This is a genomic window from Nitrospirota bacterium, from assembly GCA_040757595.1.
GTDB lineage: Bacteria > Nitrospirota > Nitrospiria > Nitrospirales > Nitrospiraceae > JBFLWP01.
The window spans coordinates 22,638-38,128 of sequence record JBFLWP010000005.1 but is presented as its reverse complement, the minus strand read 5'-3'; the positions used below and the strand labels follow the sequence as shown (position 1 = coordinate 38,128).

The window sequence follows — 15,491 nt, the reverse complement described above, 5'->3', positions numbered from 1 at the left end:
CGGCGCGCCTCACACGGGCAGAAAGTAGAAGGCGACCGCCAGGATCAGATAGACTCCGACGAGCATCGCCCCTTCCATCCAGTGGGACTCCCCGTCCATCGCCGCGAATCCGACCGCCAGCACCGAGATCGTGACCGCCGCCACTTCGAACGGCGTAAAGATCAAATCCAGCGGGGCGCCGAGGACGTAACTGGCAAACACCAGGACCGGCGCCACGAAGAGCGCGATCTGGAGGCTGGAGCCCAGCGCGATGCCCACCGCCAGGTCCATCTTGTTCTTCATCGCCACGAGCACGGCCGTCGAATGCTCGGCCGCATTCCCCACCAGCGCGACCAGAATCACCCCGACGAAGACCTGCGTCATACCCAGGCTGGCCGCCGCCGGCTCCAGGGCCCCGACCAGGAACTCGCTCATGACGGCGACCGCCACGGTCACCACCGTCAGCACCCAGGCAGCCTTCCGAAGACTCCAGGGCTTGTGCCCCGCCTCGTCCGAAGCCGCCGCATCCCCCGCGTAGAGATGGCGGTGCGTCTTCAAGGAGAACAGCAGGCTGAGCAGGTAAATGGTGAAGAGAACGACGGCGATCACGAGGCTGAGTTCCCGCTCCACGGCCGCGCCCCGAGCGGACGCGGTCAGATGGAACAGAGCCGGAACGACCAGCCCGACGGCGGAGAGCAGCAACAGGCTGGCCCCCATTCCCGCCGCCGTCTGGTTGAAGCGCTGGCGCTCGTAACGCAGCCCTCCCGCCATCATCGCGAAGCCGAGCACCAGCAGGATGTTGCCGAGGATGGACCCGGTGAGGGAAGCCTTGACCACGTCGTGCAGCCCTTCCCGCAATGCGACCAGGGCGATGATCAGTTCAGCCGCGTTCCCGAGCGACGCGTTCAACAGCCCGCCGAGCCCCGCCCCCACGTGCCTCGTCAGGTGCTCGGTCGCCTTCCCCATCAGGCCTGCGAGCGGCACGATGGCCAGAGCCGAGGCGAGGAAGACGAGGATCGGGTCCGCGTGGAGGAACTCCAGCGCCGCGGCCAGCGGCACGAACAGGAGCAGGAGATTCAGTCCGCGATGGAGGCCTAGGCGCGCGAGCATTGCGGCAGGGTATACCATAGCCGCGAGTTCCAGCCTAGCCCTGAGCACGGGGCGAACGGGACGAACCGCCGTGAACAATCCCGGTTGAGGAATCTCGATGGCCGAAGCCGCGTCGCGTCACGCCCTCTACTATCCCTTTCACCTCTGCCACGAGCGCACCCTGCACCGTCTTTTGAAGGACTATGCGGCCGTGCACTTCCGGGACTACATGGCCCTGCAGGTGACGGCTACGAGCGGGCTGACCGCCTATGAAGACCGGATGGGGGACCAGTTTCCCGACCTGGTGCGCAGCGGCCGCATCGTGCAGGGACACCGGGTCAGCGGCCCGCTGGATGCGGAGACGGCCGCTTCGATTGACCGGGACCTGGCCGATCCGGTCTGGCGCTCGCTGTTCCACGAGGGGCTGAAGGAGGACCGGCGCTTCCAGCGGGGGCTGTTCGACTTTTCGCACGGGATGAGGATCGGAGACGCGATGGTGCCAGGCCCGGCTGCCCTGCTCCGCCTGGTTGAGGGATCAAGAGCGCATCACCCGTTCACCGTGCAGGACCTGAAAGCCTCGAGCGGGCACCGACTCTCGGGCGAAGAGGGCTACCGGTACGAGTACGGGCTGGCCCTGGTCAAGACAGCGGCCTCGCTTGCGTATACCATTCGCCTCTGCCGTCGGCACCAGTTGGAAGCGGTGACCGACTCAGCCGTCCATTTCCGATTGCTGGACCGGACCAGGATCAGGGACCGGCTTCCACTCGTCCACCGCCTGGTCCCCCGAGAAGAAGAGGAGTGAACCGGGGGGACTTGGCACCATGTTGAACGGTTGCTAGAATGTTGGTTTATGGAAGAATCGGGCACCACCCTGGCGGTTCCGGAAACCATCGAAGACCGGAGTACTGGCTCGGGCGACGGGCTGGAAGCCCGGGTGGTCGTCTATAACTGCAACTGCCACACCTACCAGCAGGTCATTCGTCTGCTTTGCGAGGCCATCCCCGGTATGAATCCCACCAAGGCCTTCGAGTTGGCCTGGCGCATTGACCACGAAGGAAGCGCCACCGTGTACGAAGGGGATCGCAAAACCGCGGAGGGGATTGCCAAGCACTTGGCCGGGGGCGGGCTGCGAGTGGCCTTGCAGTGACCGAAAACGCGCAGGGGCCCTCTTCGGGCCCCTGCACAGAACTTTAACGAGCCGAACCGCTACCGGTTGGTCCGCCGACGGGTTTTCCTGGCCGCCGCGCGACTGGCCTGCCGGAGGGACCTGTCTCTCCTACGAACCCTCGCGAGCGAAGCCCTCTGTCGAGCGCCTGTCTTATGGGGTTTTCGGTGAGCTTTCTCAAGCGGCTTGTGGGCAGAGGGCCACTTGGGTATCTTCCCCTTGCTCAGCAATTCACCGCTGTAGACCCGCACTTGATAGAGCTCGAACAGCCGGTTGATCGCCTTGGGGTCCCCTTTCCGGGCAAGATTCAACAGCCGTCGCCGTTGATTGAGTTCTTCCTCTTCCGTATGTGAAGCGACTCGTCGCTCCATTCCCCATGTCCTTTCTCCATCCAGTCACAAGGGATGGCCGCGTCTCTCTTTTGGTACAGTTATGAGGAAAAATCATTATACATTCAATGGTTGTCGTTTTCCAGCAAAAACGAGCTAAGTCGTTAGATTTCAAGGTAAGTTGACGAATTTCATCCTGTGAATAGCAAGCCCAAGCCATTGAAAATATTCGTGTTGATGTTTCCCTGAGAGCCGGTATAATTTCCCCAAGTCAATGACCAAGCAAGCGGTACAAGACCACCCTCTGGCCAAGACTCTGACAGGCTACACGAGGCCCGCCGCGCCGGACCTCTGCCAAGTCCGCCCCGGGAACGAGGTGGTCTGTTACGCCTGCGGCCACCGGTGTCTGATCCGTGACGGACGCGTGGGCATCTGCAAGGTCCGGTTCAATGAGCAGGGCACCCTGAGAGTCCCCTTCGGCTATGTGGCGGCGCTGCAATGTGATCCGATCGAGAAGAAACCCTTCTTCCATGCCCTGCCCGGCTCTTCTGCCTTGAGCTTCGGCATGCTGGGCTGCGACTACCACTGCGGCTATTGTCAGAACTGGCTGACATCGCAGGCATTGCGCGATCCGGACGCGGTCAGCTCCATCTTGCCCGTCTCGCCAGCCCGGCTCGTTGCCCTCGCCAAGGAACAGGGGGCCCCGGTGCTCGCCAGCACCTACAACGAGCCATTGATCACGAGTGAATGGGCCGTGGAGGTTTTCCGTCTGGCGAAGCAGACCGGACTCAGGACAGCCTACATTTCCAATGGGAACGGTACGCCGGAAGTTCTGGCCTATCTCAGGCCCTGGGTGGATTTCTACAAGGTGGACTTGAAGGGGTTCTCCCAGGAGGAATATCGGAAGCTGGGCGGCCAGTTGGCCGGAGTGCTGGACACGATCCGGCGGCTGTTCCAGATGGGGTTCTGGCTGGAGGTCGTGACCCTGATCGTCCCGGGCTTCAACGACAGCGAACAGGAGTTGGGGGCGATGACCGAGTTCCTGGCCTCCGTCTCCACGGACATTCCCTGGCACGTGACCGCCTTCCACAAGGACTACCGGATGCTCGAGCCGGACAACACGACCGCCCGCTCGCTCGTCCAAGCAGCCGAGATCGGCCAGAAAAGGGGCCTCCGCTACGTCTATGCCGGCAACCTCCCCGGCCGGGTCGGGCCCTATGAACATACCTTCTGTCCCGGTTGCGGCCAGGCGGTCGTCAGGCGCATGGGCTATCGGGTGTTGGAGGTTGCTCTGGACGGAAACTCCTGCCGCCGCTGTGGAATGACCATCCCCGGCGTCTGGACCTGAACCGAGGTTGTGCCCCGGAAGATTGCCGCCTTATAATCGCCAGCAGGCCCATTCTTCCAACCCCTGCATGATGCAAAGGAGTCCATTCCATGGAGATGTATAAGCGCGAAGAAGGCAAGACCGACGTCAAGGACGATCCCAAGGCCAGGGCCCTCCTGCGCCAGGCCTTCGACAAGACCGCCCGCTGGCAGGCGGACTTCAAGGGCTTCACGGCCGACTTGACCGTGAACGTCAACGGCAAGGAAACGCGGGGCAGCGTCACCGTCAAGGGGCCGAGGGACGTGAACGTGTCGCTCCCCGATCCGGACATGCAGAAATGGGCGGAGGGGCAGATCGCGATGATCGCCGTGCACCGGGGACCGAGGAGCTTCGAAGAATCCGACGGAAAGTACGCCCTGACAGTCGGCGACGATGCGGAGCACCCGTTGGGGCCACGGCTGCACATCCACGGGGACGGCATGCATTCGTTCTACCGGGTCAAGGGCGAACGGATCACCCAGATCAACCGGAAGATGCCCCACATGGCTTTCACGATCAACGTCGAGGACAGCGCCGTCACGCAGGATGGCAAGTTCCTCACCACCCGCTACACGGTCTATTACTACTCGCCGCAGGACGGCAAGCTGACCAACGTGGAGAGCTTCAGCGACTCGCACGTCCGGGTGGGAGCCTCGGACCTGCCGGCCACGAGGCGGATCATCTCCTACGAGAACAACGACGTGGTCGTGAGATCCCTCACCTTCGCGAACCACAAAATGCTCTGAACTCCGCCCTTCCCACCCTCTCCCCTTCGCGGGAGAGGGGCGGGTGAGGGGTCTCGCATGGATCTCCGCACCTCCTATCCCCGGAGCGTCCGAATCAAGCTGGCCGGCTACGTGCACCTGGCGCGCATGGTTGACAAGGCGCGGGCCGCGCTGGCCGGCACGCTCGGGGAGTACATCTATCCCTGCCCGATGGACAAACGGTTCCTCGAATTTGCCGGGATCTCGACCGAGGAGTTTCTGGAGGCCGTGCGAGACCGGCCCGACGAGGCGATCGCCGACTGGATCGGTCACCGCGCCAAGCCGCACACCGACGCGGAGCGGGAGGCCTGGAACCGGATGATGCTGACGCGGGGACCGGATACGGAAGAGAAGTGGGCTTACTTCAAGTCCATTCGGGACCGGGTGGACCCGACCCGCACCGACATCACGAGCTGGGCCGACCTGCTGGACTTGGAGGAAGGACGGGCAGTGCCCTTGGAAAGGCCCCAATAACTGGAGGGCACTGACAGAACAAGCGGGACGTGTCACCTTTGCTTGTCCGCCGTCTTCACGAGCGACGATTGCCGGGGGACGCCGTTACCTAAGCCCGTCCCCGCTCGTTCCTCCTCCGAAGCCGCCGAAGTTGCCGCCGAAGCCGCCAAGCCCGCTCCCCCAATACTCGCCCCGCCTGATCCGTCCGTAGGGATGGCGCAGGTCCGGCCGACTGATCCACCAGAGAAAGAACAGCGCGCCGACGCTCGTGAACAGCGTGATCGCGCCCCCCACTCCTTTTTTGTGGGCCCGGGGCGGCTCGCCCGCGCGGAGGTCCTGCATGGCGGAAGCCAGGGCTACGGCCGTCCGGTAAAGCCCTTCCCCGTACTGGGTCTCGCGGAACGCCGGCGTGATATTGCGGGTCCGGACCTGCTCCAGGAGTTGGGGCTTCAGGACCGGAATCAGGCTGCGGCCCAGGGTGATGGCCGCCTGCCGCTCTTCGATCGCCGCCAGCACGAGCACCCCATGGTCCCGCTGCGCAGTCCCGATCCCCCAGCGCTCGTACAAGGCCGAGGCATAGTCGTTGACCGTGGCATAGGGCTCGACCGTACGGACCGTCACGACGACCATCTCCACCCCGGTCTTCCGCTCCAGATCCTGACAGACCGACCGGATGCGGGCCTTCCAGTCCTGATCCACGACGCCGGCATGGTCGCTCACGTAGCCCAGAGGCTCCGGGAGCGGCGGCTTGTCCGCAGCCCGTCCCAGGACGGTCCCAGGGGCGAAGACGGCGCAACCGATCAAGAGCAGACTGAAGAACCGGCAGACCGGTCCGTTCTTTTGCCCTCCATCTTTTTTCGTCTGGCGTCTCACGTCTTACGTTTCGCGTCTCACGCTTCACGCCTCACGTCGAAAGCCGTCCCTGCTCCTTCAGCGTCTCGACCCGCTCGCGCAGCGCTTGCAAACCGACTAGGTACCGTTCGAACAGGCGGGGAATTTCCACCGGACCGGGACTGATCTCACCCCGCTTGAGATGGAAGACATCCAGGAACACGGCCGAATCCAGATCCAACGCGGGCTTGATCTCTTGGAGAAGCTCCTCTGTCGTCCCCTTGGGCTGGCAGCCTAGCAAGCTGAGGAAGCCCCGGAGGCACGGCACCAGCGACGTGAGCGACAGGGGCAGCAGGAGCAACATCGCATCCGGCCTCCCGTTTCCCTCCGCGAGCCGCTGCCTGAGCCTCAACAGGTTGCCGCTGAGTTCCTGCTCGCACGACAGCAACAGCGCCTTGGGATCGACCGACAGATCAGGAAACGGGTCGCGGCCGGCCAGCAGCAGGTGGCACTCTTTGATCTCCAGATACTCCAGCGGGAACAGACGGGAGGAGGCGCGTAGCTCGCCCTGGGTCAGCAGCAGCGGGGCCACGATCTGCTCCTTGCTCCAGCGCCGGTGGGCCGCGGCATACCGTTGCAGGACCGTCAGGTCGTGGCGCGACAGGACGAACAGGAGGTTGAGATTGGAGCGCCCTGCCAGGAACTCCCCGCGCGCGGCGCTCCCGTAAAGGACCGCCGCTTCCAGGGTGGGACTGAACAGCGGCAGCACCTCTTTCAGATAGGCCCTGAGCGTCTGCCGAACCTCATCCGGCACCGAGGGGAGGGACTCGGCGGTCAACTGTGCAGCGATCAGGGGATCAGATCCCATGCTCAGGCCTCCGGCACCACCGCCTCGGCCGGAAGACGGTCGGCCTTCGGATCAGGCAGCAGGCCCGCCGCGATCAGCCGGTCCGTCCAGCCAAAGGGAGGCTCGGCCTTCAGCCCGGCCGTGGTCGCCAGCACCTGGTAGCGGAGCCGCCGGTTGCGGTCCAGCGTTTGGAACACGCGATCCCGAAGAAAGGCGAGGAATGGATTCCCCGTATTCCAGAACATAACCTGCTCGTCGGCCATCCGCTGCAACATCTCCACCTGAGGCCGGCGCAGGCCCTCATAGGCGCGCAGAGCCTGGGCGGACCAGTCCCCCCGCTCCAGACAGGAGGGAACGAGGTCGGCCAGGGTCATCGCATCCACCATCGCCTGCATCCGTCCCTGGGAAGCATGGGGATTCATCGCGTGCGCCGCGTCCCCGATCAGAGCCGCCCCGTCGGCCACCCACGTCCTGGCGCGAACCCGCCCGGTCGGCATGTAGGCGGTCTGTTCCCATCCTTTCAAGCTGGACACGACTCCTTCCAGGCCGGGGTCAATCGCCAGCCAGCGCTCGCGCAGGGCCTGGAGCCCGGCGGCCTTGACCCGGTCCATCGAATCGGCGGGAATCATGTAAAACAGGTACACCTTCCGCCCACCGGCGGGAAACAGCCCCAGGATCGTCTTCCGGCCCACGAAGTAGCGGGCCTCCTCCAGCCCTTCGGGATTCTCCAGAACGGCGATGAGGTACCCCTCCGGGTAGCGGTGCAGTTCGGCCCGGATCCCCAGCGCCTCCCGCACCCGCGACAGGGCCCCGTCGGCCCCGACCACGAGCTTGGCCGACACCGTCACGGTCGTTCCCGCACAGCCGGCCGTCAACCCGACCACCCGCCGGCTTTCCCGGATCAGGGCCCTGAAGGTGGTCCCGTAACGAAGTGCGCCGGGCGCCCTGGTTTCCAACGCCTTCAGGATCGCGTGGTGCACGACGTTCGGGAGCGTGACGACGGCGCGGTTGTACGGCGGTGGCAGCATGCCGTAATCCACCGTGCACAGCCGTTCGCCCCCTACCTCGCAGAAGTGGAACCGGCGCACGGCTCTCGTCGCCTCGGCCGGCAGCTCGCCGAGCAGCCCGAGACGGTCCAGCACCTGCTGGCCGTTGGGCTGGAGAATCTCGCCGCGCAGGCCGCCGGGCGGGCCTGGCGCCTGCTCCAGCACCAGCGTGCGCACGCCCTTCTGCGCGAGCGCGAGGCCCAGGATCGCGCCCCCGCCCCCGGCCCCGACCACTGCCACATCGGTCTCGATCTTCACGTCCTGCCCGCCCATCGGTCCTTCCCGCCTCACCGCCAAGCCTGGTAGCGAGCGGCATCGTCCCACATGGAGAGGAACTTGTCACGCGCCTTGGCACTGGTGACCGGATCGGTGATCACGTCCAGCCGCTCGTCGTTGTACCGGTGGCCGCTCGTCGTCTGGTTCATCGAGCCGGAGGTGTTCACCTCGTCGTCCGCCACGACCTGCTTCAGGTGCATCAGCCCGTCGTGTTGATTCACCTTGATGGGGATACCGGCCAGACGGAGCGTCTCCAGGGCGGCCCGCTGCTTCGGATCGTCGAGCTTCCCCCGGTCCGTGAGCACCCGCACGTCCACTCCCCGCTTCTTGGCCGAGACCAGCGCCTTGACCGCCGGCGGATAGGTCAGGCCGTAGACGGCCACGTAGATGTAGCGCCGGGCCTTCTGATAGAGGGACACGAGCCGGTCACCCGGCAGGTCTTCCGGCGCATAGTAGATCTCGACGGTGGCCGCCTCCCCCACCGCCGGCCCAGACCAGTTCCACGACAGGCACGGCACCGTCAGGCTGGCGACCATGACCAACGAGGTCGCGCGTGACGGACGCGGGCGGACGGATCGTGATGGGCTGCCGCCACTCGGCTTGTGGTCCATGGAGGTCAGTCGGCGTCGAAAAGGTCCCGGAAGTGGTCTTCCGCCGCCTCCCACGCCCGAGGGGACGTCTTGATGAGCCAATCTTTGAGATAGGCCTTCTGGGCGGGCGTCAGCATCTGCTTGATCTGGTGGGACCGTCCCTGCAACGGCTGGAGGAAGCCGGCTCGTTTGTCGGAATCGAGGGCGGCCGTACGCACGTACAGGCTGGTGTAGGCGGTCGGGGTCCGTTCTTCCCCTTCGCCCTGGACCCAGACGGAAATGAACCGCTGGAGCTTCAGTCCGGCACTGTCCAAAGCCGGCTCCGTGTCGTGAAACAGCTCGTTCTCGGATTGGGGAAGCGGCGTGGCCTCCTGGTCCCTGAACAGGAAATTCTGCTTCCACATGCGTCCGCTCACCTTCGCTTGGCATTGCGGCCTGCCGACACCGCCCAGTGCCGGCAAAAAGCGGTGATACTGTAGGTGAAACCGGGCGAAAGTCAAGACGCTCGCCTTGACAAGGGCGCGGACAGTTTGTTAGCGTGTTGAAATTCTCGTGACTTCAAGCACACTTCGGAGCGTTCAATGCTCGTCAAGATCAACGGAAAAGCGGAAGAAGTCCAGGGGGCGACCGTCCTGGACCTGCTGAAGGCCAAGAACATCGATCCGCACATGGTGGCCGTCGAGTTGAACAGCGCGATGATCGAACGGGAACATCTCGCGACCACCCCCGTGAAGGAAGGTGACCAGGTGGAATTCCTGTTTTACATGGGTGGCGGTCTGTGACGCCCGCGTTCCGGAAGGAGATCACCGAGCTCATCGGCGGCACGCCGCTCGTCCGGCTGAACCGCCTCTCCCGCGAAGGCTCGGCGACGATCTACGCCAAGGTCGAGTCGTTCAACCCCGGCGGCAGCGTCAAGGATCGGATCTGCCTCAACATGATCAACGAGGCGGAGCGTCAGGGCCGGCTCAAGGCCGGCTCCACGATCGTCGAGCCCACGAGCGGGAACACGGGAATCGGGCTTGCGCTGGTCAGCGCCGTCCGCGGATACAAGCTGATCCTGGTCATGCCGGAGAGCATGAGCATGGAGCGGGCCAGCCTGCTTTCTTCCTACGGGGCGCAGCTCATCCTGACCGCCGCCTGGGAGGGAATGAAGGGCTCGATCAAGGAAGCCGAGAGCATCGTGGCGCAGAATCCGTCCTACTTCATGCCGGACCAGTTCTCGAATCCGGCCAATCCCGCGATGCACCGGCAGACGACCGCGGTGGAGATCTGGGACGCCCTGGGCGGCAAGTTCGACGCCTTCGTGGCTGCGGTGGGCACGGGCGGGACCATCACCGGCTGCGGAGAAGTGTTCAAGGAGCGCAACCCCGCCATCAAGGTCATCGCCGTCGAGCCGGCCGGCTCTCCGGTCCTCTCCGGCGGAGACCCGGGTCCCCACAAGATCCAAGGGATCGGGGCCGGCTTCGTCCCGAAGGTGCTGAACCGGAAGATCCTGGACCAGGTCATCACCGTCACGGACGACGAGGCCTACCAGACGGCCAAGCTCCTGGCCAAGAAGGAGGGGCTGTTGGTCGGCATCTCCGCCGGCGCCAACGTCTTCGCGGCGCAGAAGGTGGCCGACGAGCTGGGACCGGGCAAGGCCGTGGTCACGATCCTCCCCGACACAGGGGAGCGGTACATCAGCATCGAGAAATACTTTAACATCTAAAAGGCGCGAGGCATGGGGCGCGTGGCGAGAGGTAGAATATTCCTTTTTTCTCCCCTAGCCTAGAGCCCCGTGCCCCGAGCCCGAAGCGAAGTGATGGAATTCACCGACGAACAAGTAACCCGATACAGCCGGCACATCCTGCTGCCGGAGGTGGGCGGGAAGGGCCAGAAGAAGATCGCCAAGTCCCGCATCCTGATCGTGGGAGCCGGCGGGCTCGGCTCCCCCGCCGCCCTGTACCTGGCCGCCGCGGGCGTGGGCACGCTCGGGCTGATCGACAGCGACGCGGTGGACCTTTCGAACCTCCAGCGCCAGGTGATCCACCACACGCCGGACTTGGGCCGCCCCAAGGTGCAATCGGCGAAGGAGAAGATCCTCGCCCTCAACCCCGACGTGAACGTGGCAGCCTACGAGGACCGGTTCATGGCGAAGAACGCCCTGGAGTTGGTCCGACAGTACGACGTGGTGCTCGACGGCGTGGACAACTTTCCCGCCAAGTTTCTGATCAACGACGCCTGCGTCTTCGCCGGCAAGCCGCTGGTGCACGGGGGCATCCTCCGGTTCGACGGGCGGGTGATGACGATCATGCCGGGAAAGTCGGCTTGCTACCGTTGCGTGTTCAAGAATCCCCCGCCGCCCGGCCTCGTTGCCTCCTGCCAGGAGGCGGGCGTGATCGGAGTCCTGGCCGGCATCGTCGGCACGATCCAGGCGACCGAGGCCTTGAAGCTGGTGCTGGGGATCGGCCGGCCGCTGACGGACCGGATGCTGGACTTCGACGCGCGCCGGACCTCGTTCCGGGAGATCAGGACGAGGCGGAACCCCAAGTGTCCGCTGTGCGGGGAGCAGCCGACGATCACGGAGCTGATCGATCACGAGCCGGAGGTCTGCGAGCTGAAGCAGGCTCAGGTTGAGGCTTAGGCCGAGGCTGAGGAGGAGACTCGACCTGAACCTCAACCTGAGCCTTTCTGCAGTGGTGGCGCCATGAGCAAGATGAAAGCGCTGGTTTGCCGGGAGTGCGGGAAGGAATACCCGACCGCCGCGCTCCACGTCTGCGAGCTCTGCTTCGGTCCCCTGGAAGTCAAGTACAACTACGACGAGATCAAGCAGAAGGTCTCGCGCCGGAGCGTCGAGGCCGGTCCCCACAGCATGTGGCGGTACATCGACCTGCTCCCGATCGAAGGGCCCGCGACCGTGGGGCCGCACGCGGGCTTCACGCCGATGGTGCGGGCGCGCAACCTGGGCGCCTACCTCGGCTTGGACGAGCTCTACATCAAGAACGACACGGTCAACCACCCGACCCTCTCGTTCAAGGACCGGGTCGTGGCGGTCGCCCTCTCGCGGGCCCGAGAGTTGGGGTACGAGACCGTGGCCTGCGCCTCGACCGGCAACCTGGCCAATTCGGTGGCGGCCCACGCGGCGGCGGCCGGCATGCAGTGCTACGTGTTCATCCCCGGAGACCTGGAGGCGGCCAAGGTGCTCGGGAACCTCATCTACCGGCCCAATGTGGTCGAGGTGGAGGGCAACTATGACGACGTGAACCGGCTCTGCAGCGAGATCGCGGCGGAGCACCGATGGGCCTTCGTGAACATCAACATCCGGCCCTACTACGCGGAAGGCTCCAAGACGCTCGCGTTCGAGACGGTCGAGCAATTGGGGTGGCGGCCCCCCGACCAGGTGGTGGTCCCCATGGCCTCCGGCTCGCTGCTGACCAAGATCTGGAAGGGCCTCAAGGAGATGCAGGCGATCGGGCTGGTGGACAAGGTGCGGACGAAGGTCAACGGCGCCCAGGCTGACGGCTGTTCCCCGATCGCAACCGCCTACAAGGAGGGGCGGGACTTCTTCAGGCCGGTCAAGCCCAAGACCATCGCCAAATCCCTGGCCATCGGCAACCCGGCGGACGGCTACTACGCGCTGAAGACCGCCGCCGAGAGCGGCGGGGCGATGGACGCCGTGTCGGACGAGGAAGTGGTCGAGGGGATCAAGCTGCTCGCCCAGACCGAGGGCATCTTCGCCGAGACCGCCGGCGGGGTCACGGTCGGCGTGCTTCGGAAGCTGGTCAAGCAGGGGGCCATCAAGAAAGGCGACGTCACGGTGGCCTATATCACCGGCAACGGGCTCAAGACCCAGGAAGCCGTGATCGACGCGGTGGGACGGCCCGTCCGCATCCAACCGAGCCTGGTGAGCTTCCAGCGGACCTTCAAGATGGACAAACAGGGGCAGGGAGACGCATGATCAAGGTACGGATTCCGACCCCCCTGCGGCCTTTGACGAAAGGCCAGGGGGAAGTCGAGGCCAAGGGAGCGAGCATCGAGGAGATGATCAACCATCTGGAGGCCCAGCATCCGGGTTTGAAGAACCGGCTCTGCGACGAGAAGGGGGAACTCCGCCGCTTCGTGAACATCTACGTGAACGAAGAGGACATCCGCTTCCTGAAGGGCAAGGACACGGCGCTGAAGGACGGAGACGAGATCTCCATCGTGCCGGCCATCGCGGGAGGCCGTTGATGCCCAGCCTCCGGTTTCACATCCGGTTCCCCGAGGACAAGATCAAGGAGCCGATCATCTACCAGATCGGCCACGAGTACAAGGTCGTGACCAACGTGCGCCGGGCGGACGTCCGCGAGACGACCGGCTGGATGGACGTGGAGCTGACGGGCGAAACCGCCGAGATCGAGCGGGCGGTCGAAGGGCTCAGGAAGAAGGGCGTCCTGGTCGACCCGATCGAATTGAACGTGGTCGAATAGGTGTCGCTTCTTAATTTCTTCTAACCCGTCACGCGTCACCGATCACGCATCACGAGAGCTTATGGAATTCACCGACGAACAGGTCCAGCGGTACAGCCGCCACATCATCCTCCCCGAGGTCGGCGGCAAGGGACAGAAGAAGCTGGCCCGCGCCAAGGTGCTGGTCATCGGCGCCGGAGGGCTGGGCTCCCCGTCGGCCCTGTACCTGGCCGCCGCCGGCGTGGGCACGATCGGGCTGGTGGACGGCGACGTCGTGGACCTCTCGAACCTCCAGCGGCAGATCCTGCACACGACCGCGACGCTCGGAGCCCCCAAGGTCGAGTCGGGCCGGAGGATGCTGGCGGCCCTGAATCCCGACGTCACGGTCAAGACCTACCAGGAGAACGTCTCGGCCGACAACGTCATGCGGTTCCTGCCGGACTACGACGTCATTCTGGACGGATCTGACAACTTCTCCACCCGCTTCCTGATCAACGACGCCTGCTTCTTCGCCAAGAAGACGCTGATCTCTGGCAGCATCTTCCGCTTCGAAGGCCAGCTCACCACGATCAAACCTCACGAAGGTTACCCCTGCTATCGCTGCCTCTATCCGGAGCCGCCTCCGGCCGGGCTCGTGCCGAACTGCCAGGAGGCCGGCGTGCTGGGCGTGCTGGCCGGAACCATCGGCGTGCTCCAGGCGGCCGAAGCCATCAAGGAGATCCTGGGCATCGGCGAGACTCTGGCCGACAAGCTCCTGATCTACGACGCGCTGGAGATGAAGTTCCGCAAGGTCTCCCGCCCCAAAGATCCGGCTTGCCCGCTCTGCGGTCAGCATCCTACGATCACCGACCTGGGACGCGACTACACGGTAGCGTGCTCCCTCTGAACGTGGCCGCGCTGAAGATCCCCCGGCAGATCCTCGACGAGATGGTCGCGCACGCGCGAGAGCTGGACCCGTTCGAGTGCTGCGGGCTCCTCGCCGGCAAAGGCGGATCGGTCACCCGCCACTACCGGATCGCCAACACGGTGGCTAGGGACGTTCGGGCGGTCACAGTGTTCGACGAGGCCAACGTGAAGCGACTGGGTGACCTCTCCGCGACGACCCGCGCCGAGGTGGCCTACTTCATGGATCCCAAGGAGATGCTGGCGGCCTTCAAGGACATGCGGGAGCGGGGCCTCGAGTTGGCTGTCATCTACCACTCCCATACCCACTCCCCCGCCTACCCGTCCATGACCGACGTTGGCCTGGCTTACTATCCGGACGCGGCGTACGTGATCGTCTCGCTCGAAGACAAGGCCAAGCCCGACGTCCGCGCCTACTGGATCAGGAACGGCCAGGTGCTTCCAGCCGAGGTTCAGGCGGTCTGACGCCCGCATCATGACCTCGTCCACGCCGGGAAAATTTGTATAGACCGAGTCTTCAAACGATGCCATAATCCTTCTCTATCGTCCGCTGGAGGAACGTCGTCATGACACCTGCGCGAATTCCCTTGGGTTTCTTCCTCTCCTTGGCCTTCTCCTGGTCGCTCGTCGCCGGTCCCGTCCTGGCCGAAGACAAGAGCATCTTCAGCCCCATCATTCTCATCAACAAGGAAAAGGGCTACATCGTGGTCTCGGCCGACGCCAAGGTGTTTGCCGTGGAAGTGCCGGAGGCGGCCAAACCGCATCTGGACAAGCTGCCGGTCGGAGGCATGAGCATGATCGACATCGTGGTGGAGATCAGGCCCGGCAACGCGCCCCTGCTCAAATCCTGGAAGGTAGCCTCCGGGGAATCGGCGTGTAAGGTTTTCGACGGGAAGACTTGCAAGTAAGCGCGGGCAGCCGTCGGAGACAGGACGCGCTTGGCTACTCGGAGCTGCCGAGCATGTCGTCGATGAGCGGCCGGTTGATGTCCGTGCAGCCGGGGCAGATCGCGTCGAACAGCGCCTCATGATCGGCCACATAGTTCCGCCCGTCCACGAGGCTGTCGGCGACGACGTGGTCATAGCAGGTCTCGCAGAGCATCACGAGCCCACGTGCCACCCCGACCGTCTTTCGTCCCGAGCTGCTCGGCATCGTCCCGCTTTCGCCTAGACCGACCCCTTCAGCCGCGCCACCCAGAAATCCTCGGCTTCCAACTCGATCCCGCAGGCCGGGCACTCATACGGCTTGTCCGGCGGGGGCACCGCCAGCTCCGCATCGAGGATTCGGCCGCGGCAGACGTGGTAGAACCGGCCACGGGCCTCCTCGTGATCCAGCGGTTCGTGCTCGAAGATCAGGACCATCGGCCGTTCCCCCCCTGACAGCCAGTATATTCAGCCGGGCCGCCGGCTCGCAACCACGGGAGCCG

22 protein-coding genes are annotated in these 15,491 nt (G+C 64.7%); 14 read left to right on the top strand and 8 right to left on the bottom strand.

Going from position 1 to position 15,491, the window contains the following annotated elements:
* Positions 1-9: 9 nt before the first annotated feature.
* Entirely contained in the window at positions 10-1,089 is a 1,080-nt protein-coding gene (gene cax, locus AB1411_06510) for a calcium/proton exchanger (GenBank protein MEW6543249.1), read from the bottom strand.
* Between the two features lie 97 nt (positions 1,090-1,186).
* Between cax and AB1411_06505 the strand changes: the two genes are divergently transcribed.
* The 5 genes from AB1411_06505 to AB1411_06485 all read left to right on the top strand — a co-directional run bounded on the left by AB1411_06505 (position 1,187) and on the right by AB1411_06485 (position 5,166).
* Positions 1,187-1,870: a hypothetical protein gene (locus tag AB1411_06505; GenBank protein MEW6543248.1), complete on the top strand. Its 684-nt coding sequence runs from the start codon at positions 1,187-1,189 to the stop codon at positions 1,868-1,870.
* 48 nt (positions 1,871-1,918) lie between these two features.
* The gene (locus tag AB1411_06500) at positions 1,919-2,215 is read left to right on the top strand and encodes an ATP-dependent Clp protease adaptor ClpS (GenBank protein MEW6543247.1); all 297 of its coding nucleotides are present in this window, start codon (positions 1,919-1,921) and stop codon (positions 2,213-2,215) included.
* 621 nt (positions 2,216-2,836) lie between these two features.
* On the top strand, positions 2,837-3,910 hold the full coding sequence (amrS, locus tag AB1411_06495) for an AmmeMemoRadiSam system radical SAM enzyme (GenBank protein ID MEW6543246.1): 1,074 nt from the start codon (positions 2,837-2,839) through the stop codon (positions 3,908-3,910).
* Positions 3,911-3,999: 89 nt separating this feature from the next.
* Positions 4,000-4,674 carry a DUF3386 family protein gene (locus tag AB1411_06490; protein ID MEW6543245.1) on the top strand — a complete coding sequence of 225 codons (675 nt, stop codon included), beginning with the start codon at positions 4,000-4,002 and terminating at the stop codon, positions 4,672-4,674.
* 57 nt (positions 4,675-4,731) lie between these two features.
* Positions 4,732-5,166, top strand: coding sequence for a DUF5069 domain-containing protein (locus tag AB1411_06485; protein MEW6543244.1), 435 nt, complete (start codon positions 4,732-4,734; stop codon positions 5,164-5,166).
* Between the two features lie 84 nt (positions 5,167-5,250).
* Here the strand turns inward: AB1411_06485 and AB1411_06480 are convergent, their stop codons facing one another.
* The 5 genes from AB1411_06480 to AB1411_06460 form a co-directional block, all read right to left on the bottom strand.
* Positions 5,251-6,018, bottom strand: a complete 768-nt coding sequence (locus AB1411_06480) for a TPM domain-containing protein (GenBank protein ID MEW6543243.1) — start codon at positions 6,016-6,018, stop codon at positions 5,251-5,253.
* A gap of 31 nt (positions 6,019-6,049) precedes the next feature.
* Complete coding sequence (locus AB1411_06475; GenBank protein MEW6543242.1) at positions 6,050-6,844, bottom strand: hypothetical protein; 795 nt, start codon at positions 6,842-6,844, stop codon at positions 6,050-6,052.
* 2 nt (positions 6,845-6,846) lie between these two features.
* The gene (locus AB1411_06470) at positions 6,847-8,142 is read right to left on the bottom strand and encodes an NAD(P)/FAD-dependent oxidoreductase (protein MEW6543241.1); all 1,296 of its coding nucleotides are present in this window, start codon (positions 8,140-8,142) and stop codon (positions 6,847-6,849) included.
* A gap of 14 nt (positions 8,143-8,156) precedes the next feature.
* A complete protein-coding gene (locus AB1411_06465) occupies positions 8,157-8,681 on the bottom strand; it encodes a phospholipase D-like domain-containing protein (protein MEW6543240.1) in 525 nt (174 codons plus the stop codon).
* An 80-nt stretch (positions 8,682-8,761) separates the two neighbouring features.
* On the bottom strand, positions 8,762-9,139 hold the full coding sequence (locus AB1411_06460) for a hypothetical protein (GenBank protein MEW6543239.1): 378 nt from the start codon (positions 9,137-9,139) through the stop codon (positions 8,762-8,764).
* 177 nt (positions 9,140-9,316) lie between these two features.
* Between AB1411_06460 and thiS the strand changes: the two genes are divergently transcribed.
* The 9 genes from thiS (at position 9,317) to AB1411_06415 (ending at position 14,973) form a co-directional block, all read left to right on the top strand.
* Positions 9,317-9,517, top strand: a complete 201-nt coding sequence (gene thiS / locus AB1411_06455; protein MEW6543238.1) for a sulfur carrier protein ThiS — start codon at positions 9,317-9,319, stop codon at positions 9,515-9,517.
* Complete coding sequence (gene cysK / locus AB1411_06450; GenBank protein MEW6543237.1) at positions 9,514-10,443, top strand: cysteine synthase A; 930 nt, start codon at positions 9,514-9,516, stop codon at positions 10,441-10,443. The genes thiS and cysK overlap by 4 nt, the downstream gene beginning before the upstream one ends.
* 93 nt (positions 10,444-10,536) lie before the next feature.
* Positions 10,537-11,358 carry a molybdopterin-synthase adenylyltransferase MoeB gene (gene moeB / locus AB1411_06445; GenBank protein MEW6543236.1) on the top strand — a complete coding sequence of 274 codons (822 nt, stop codon included), beginning with the start codon at positions 10,537-10,539 and terminating at the stop codon, positions 11,356-11,358.
* Positions 11,359-11,421: 63 nt separating this feature from the next.
* Complete coding sequence (gene thrC, locus AB1411_06440) at positions 11,422-12,672, top strand: threonine synthase (protein MEW6543235.1); 1,251 nt, start codon at positions 11,422-11,424, stop codon at positions 12,670-12,672.
* Complete coding sequence (locus tag AB1411_06435) at positions 12,669-12,944, top strand: ubiquitin-like small modifier protein 1 (protein MEW6543234.1); 276 nt, start codon at positions 12,669-12,671, stop codon at positions 12,942-12,944. Before thrC ends, AB1411_06435 begins: the two co-directional genes overlap by 4 nt.
* Positions 12,944-13,183 carry an NIL domain-containing protein gene (locus AB1411_06430; GenBank protein ID MEW6543233.1) on the top strand — a complete coding sequence of 80 codons (240 nt, stop codon included), beginning with the start codon at positions 12,944-12,946 and terminating at the stop codon, positions 13,181-13,183. Before AB1411_06435 ends, AB1411_06430 begins: the two co-directional genes overlap by 1 nt.
* 61 nt (positions 13,184-13,244) lie before the next feature.
* Complete coding sequence (gene moeB / locus AB1411_06425; protein ID MEW6543232.1) at positions 13,245-14,048, top strand: molybdopterin-synthase adenylyltransferase MoeB; 804 nt, start codon at positions 13,245-13,247, stop codon at positions 14,046-14,048.
* Positions 14,036-14,530, top strand: a complete 495-nt coding sequence (locus AB1411_06420) for a M67 family metallopeptidase (GenBank protein MEW6543231.1) — start codon at positions 14,036-14,038, stop codon at positions 14,528-14,530. The genes moeB (AB1411_06425) and AB1411_06420 overlap by 13 nt, the downstream gene beginning before the upstream one ends.
* A gap of 101 nt (positions 14,531-14,631) precedes the next feature.
* Positions 14,632-14,973: a hypothetical protein gene (locus AB1411_06415; GenBank protein ID MEW6543230.1), complete on the top strand. Its 342-nt coding sequence runs from the start codon at positions 14,632-14,634 to the stop codon at positions 14,971-14,973.
* 34 nt (positions 14,974-15,007) lie between these two features.
* On the opposite strand, the gene AB1411_06410 is transcribed toward AB1411_06415, so the two are convergent.
* Both AB1411_06410 and AB1411_06405 read right to left on the bottom strand, forming a co-directional pair.
* Positions 15,008-15,184 carry a hypothetical protein gene (locus AB1411_06410; GenBank protein ID MEW6543229.1) on the bottom strand — a complete coding sequence of 59 codons (177 nt, stop codon included), beginning with the start codon at positions 15,182-15,184 and terminating at the stop codon, positions 15,008-15,010.
* A 47-nt stretch (positions 15,185-15,231) separates the two neighbouring features.
* Entirely contained in the window at positions 15,232-15,426 is a 195-nt protein-coding gene (locus tag AB1411_06405; protein ID MEW6543228.1) for a hypothetical protein, read from the bottom strand.
* Positions 15,427-15,491 lie beyond the last annotated feature (65 nt).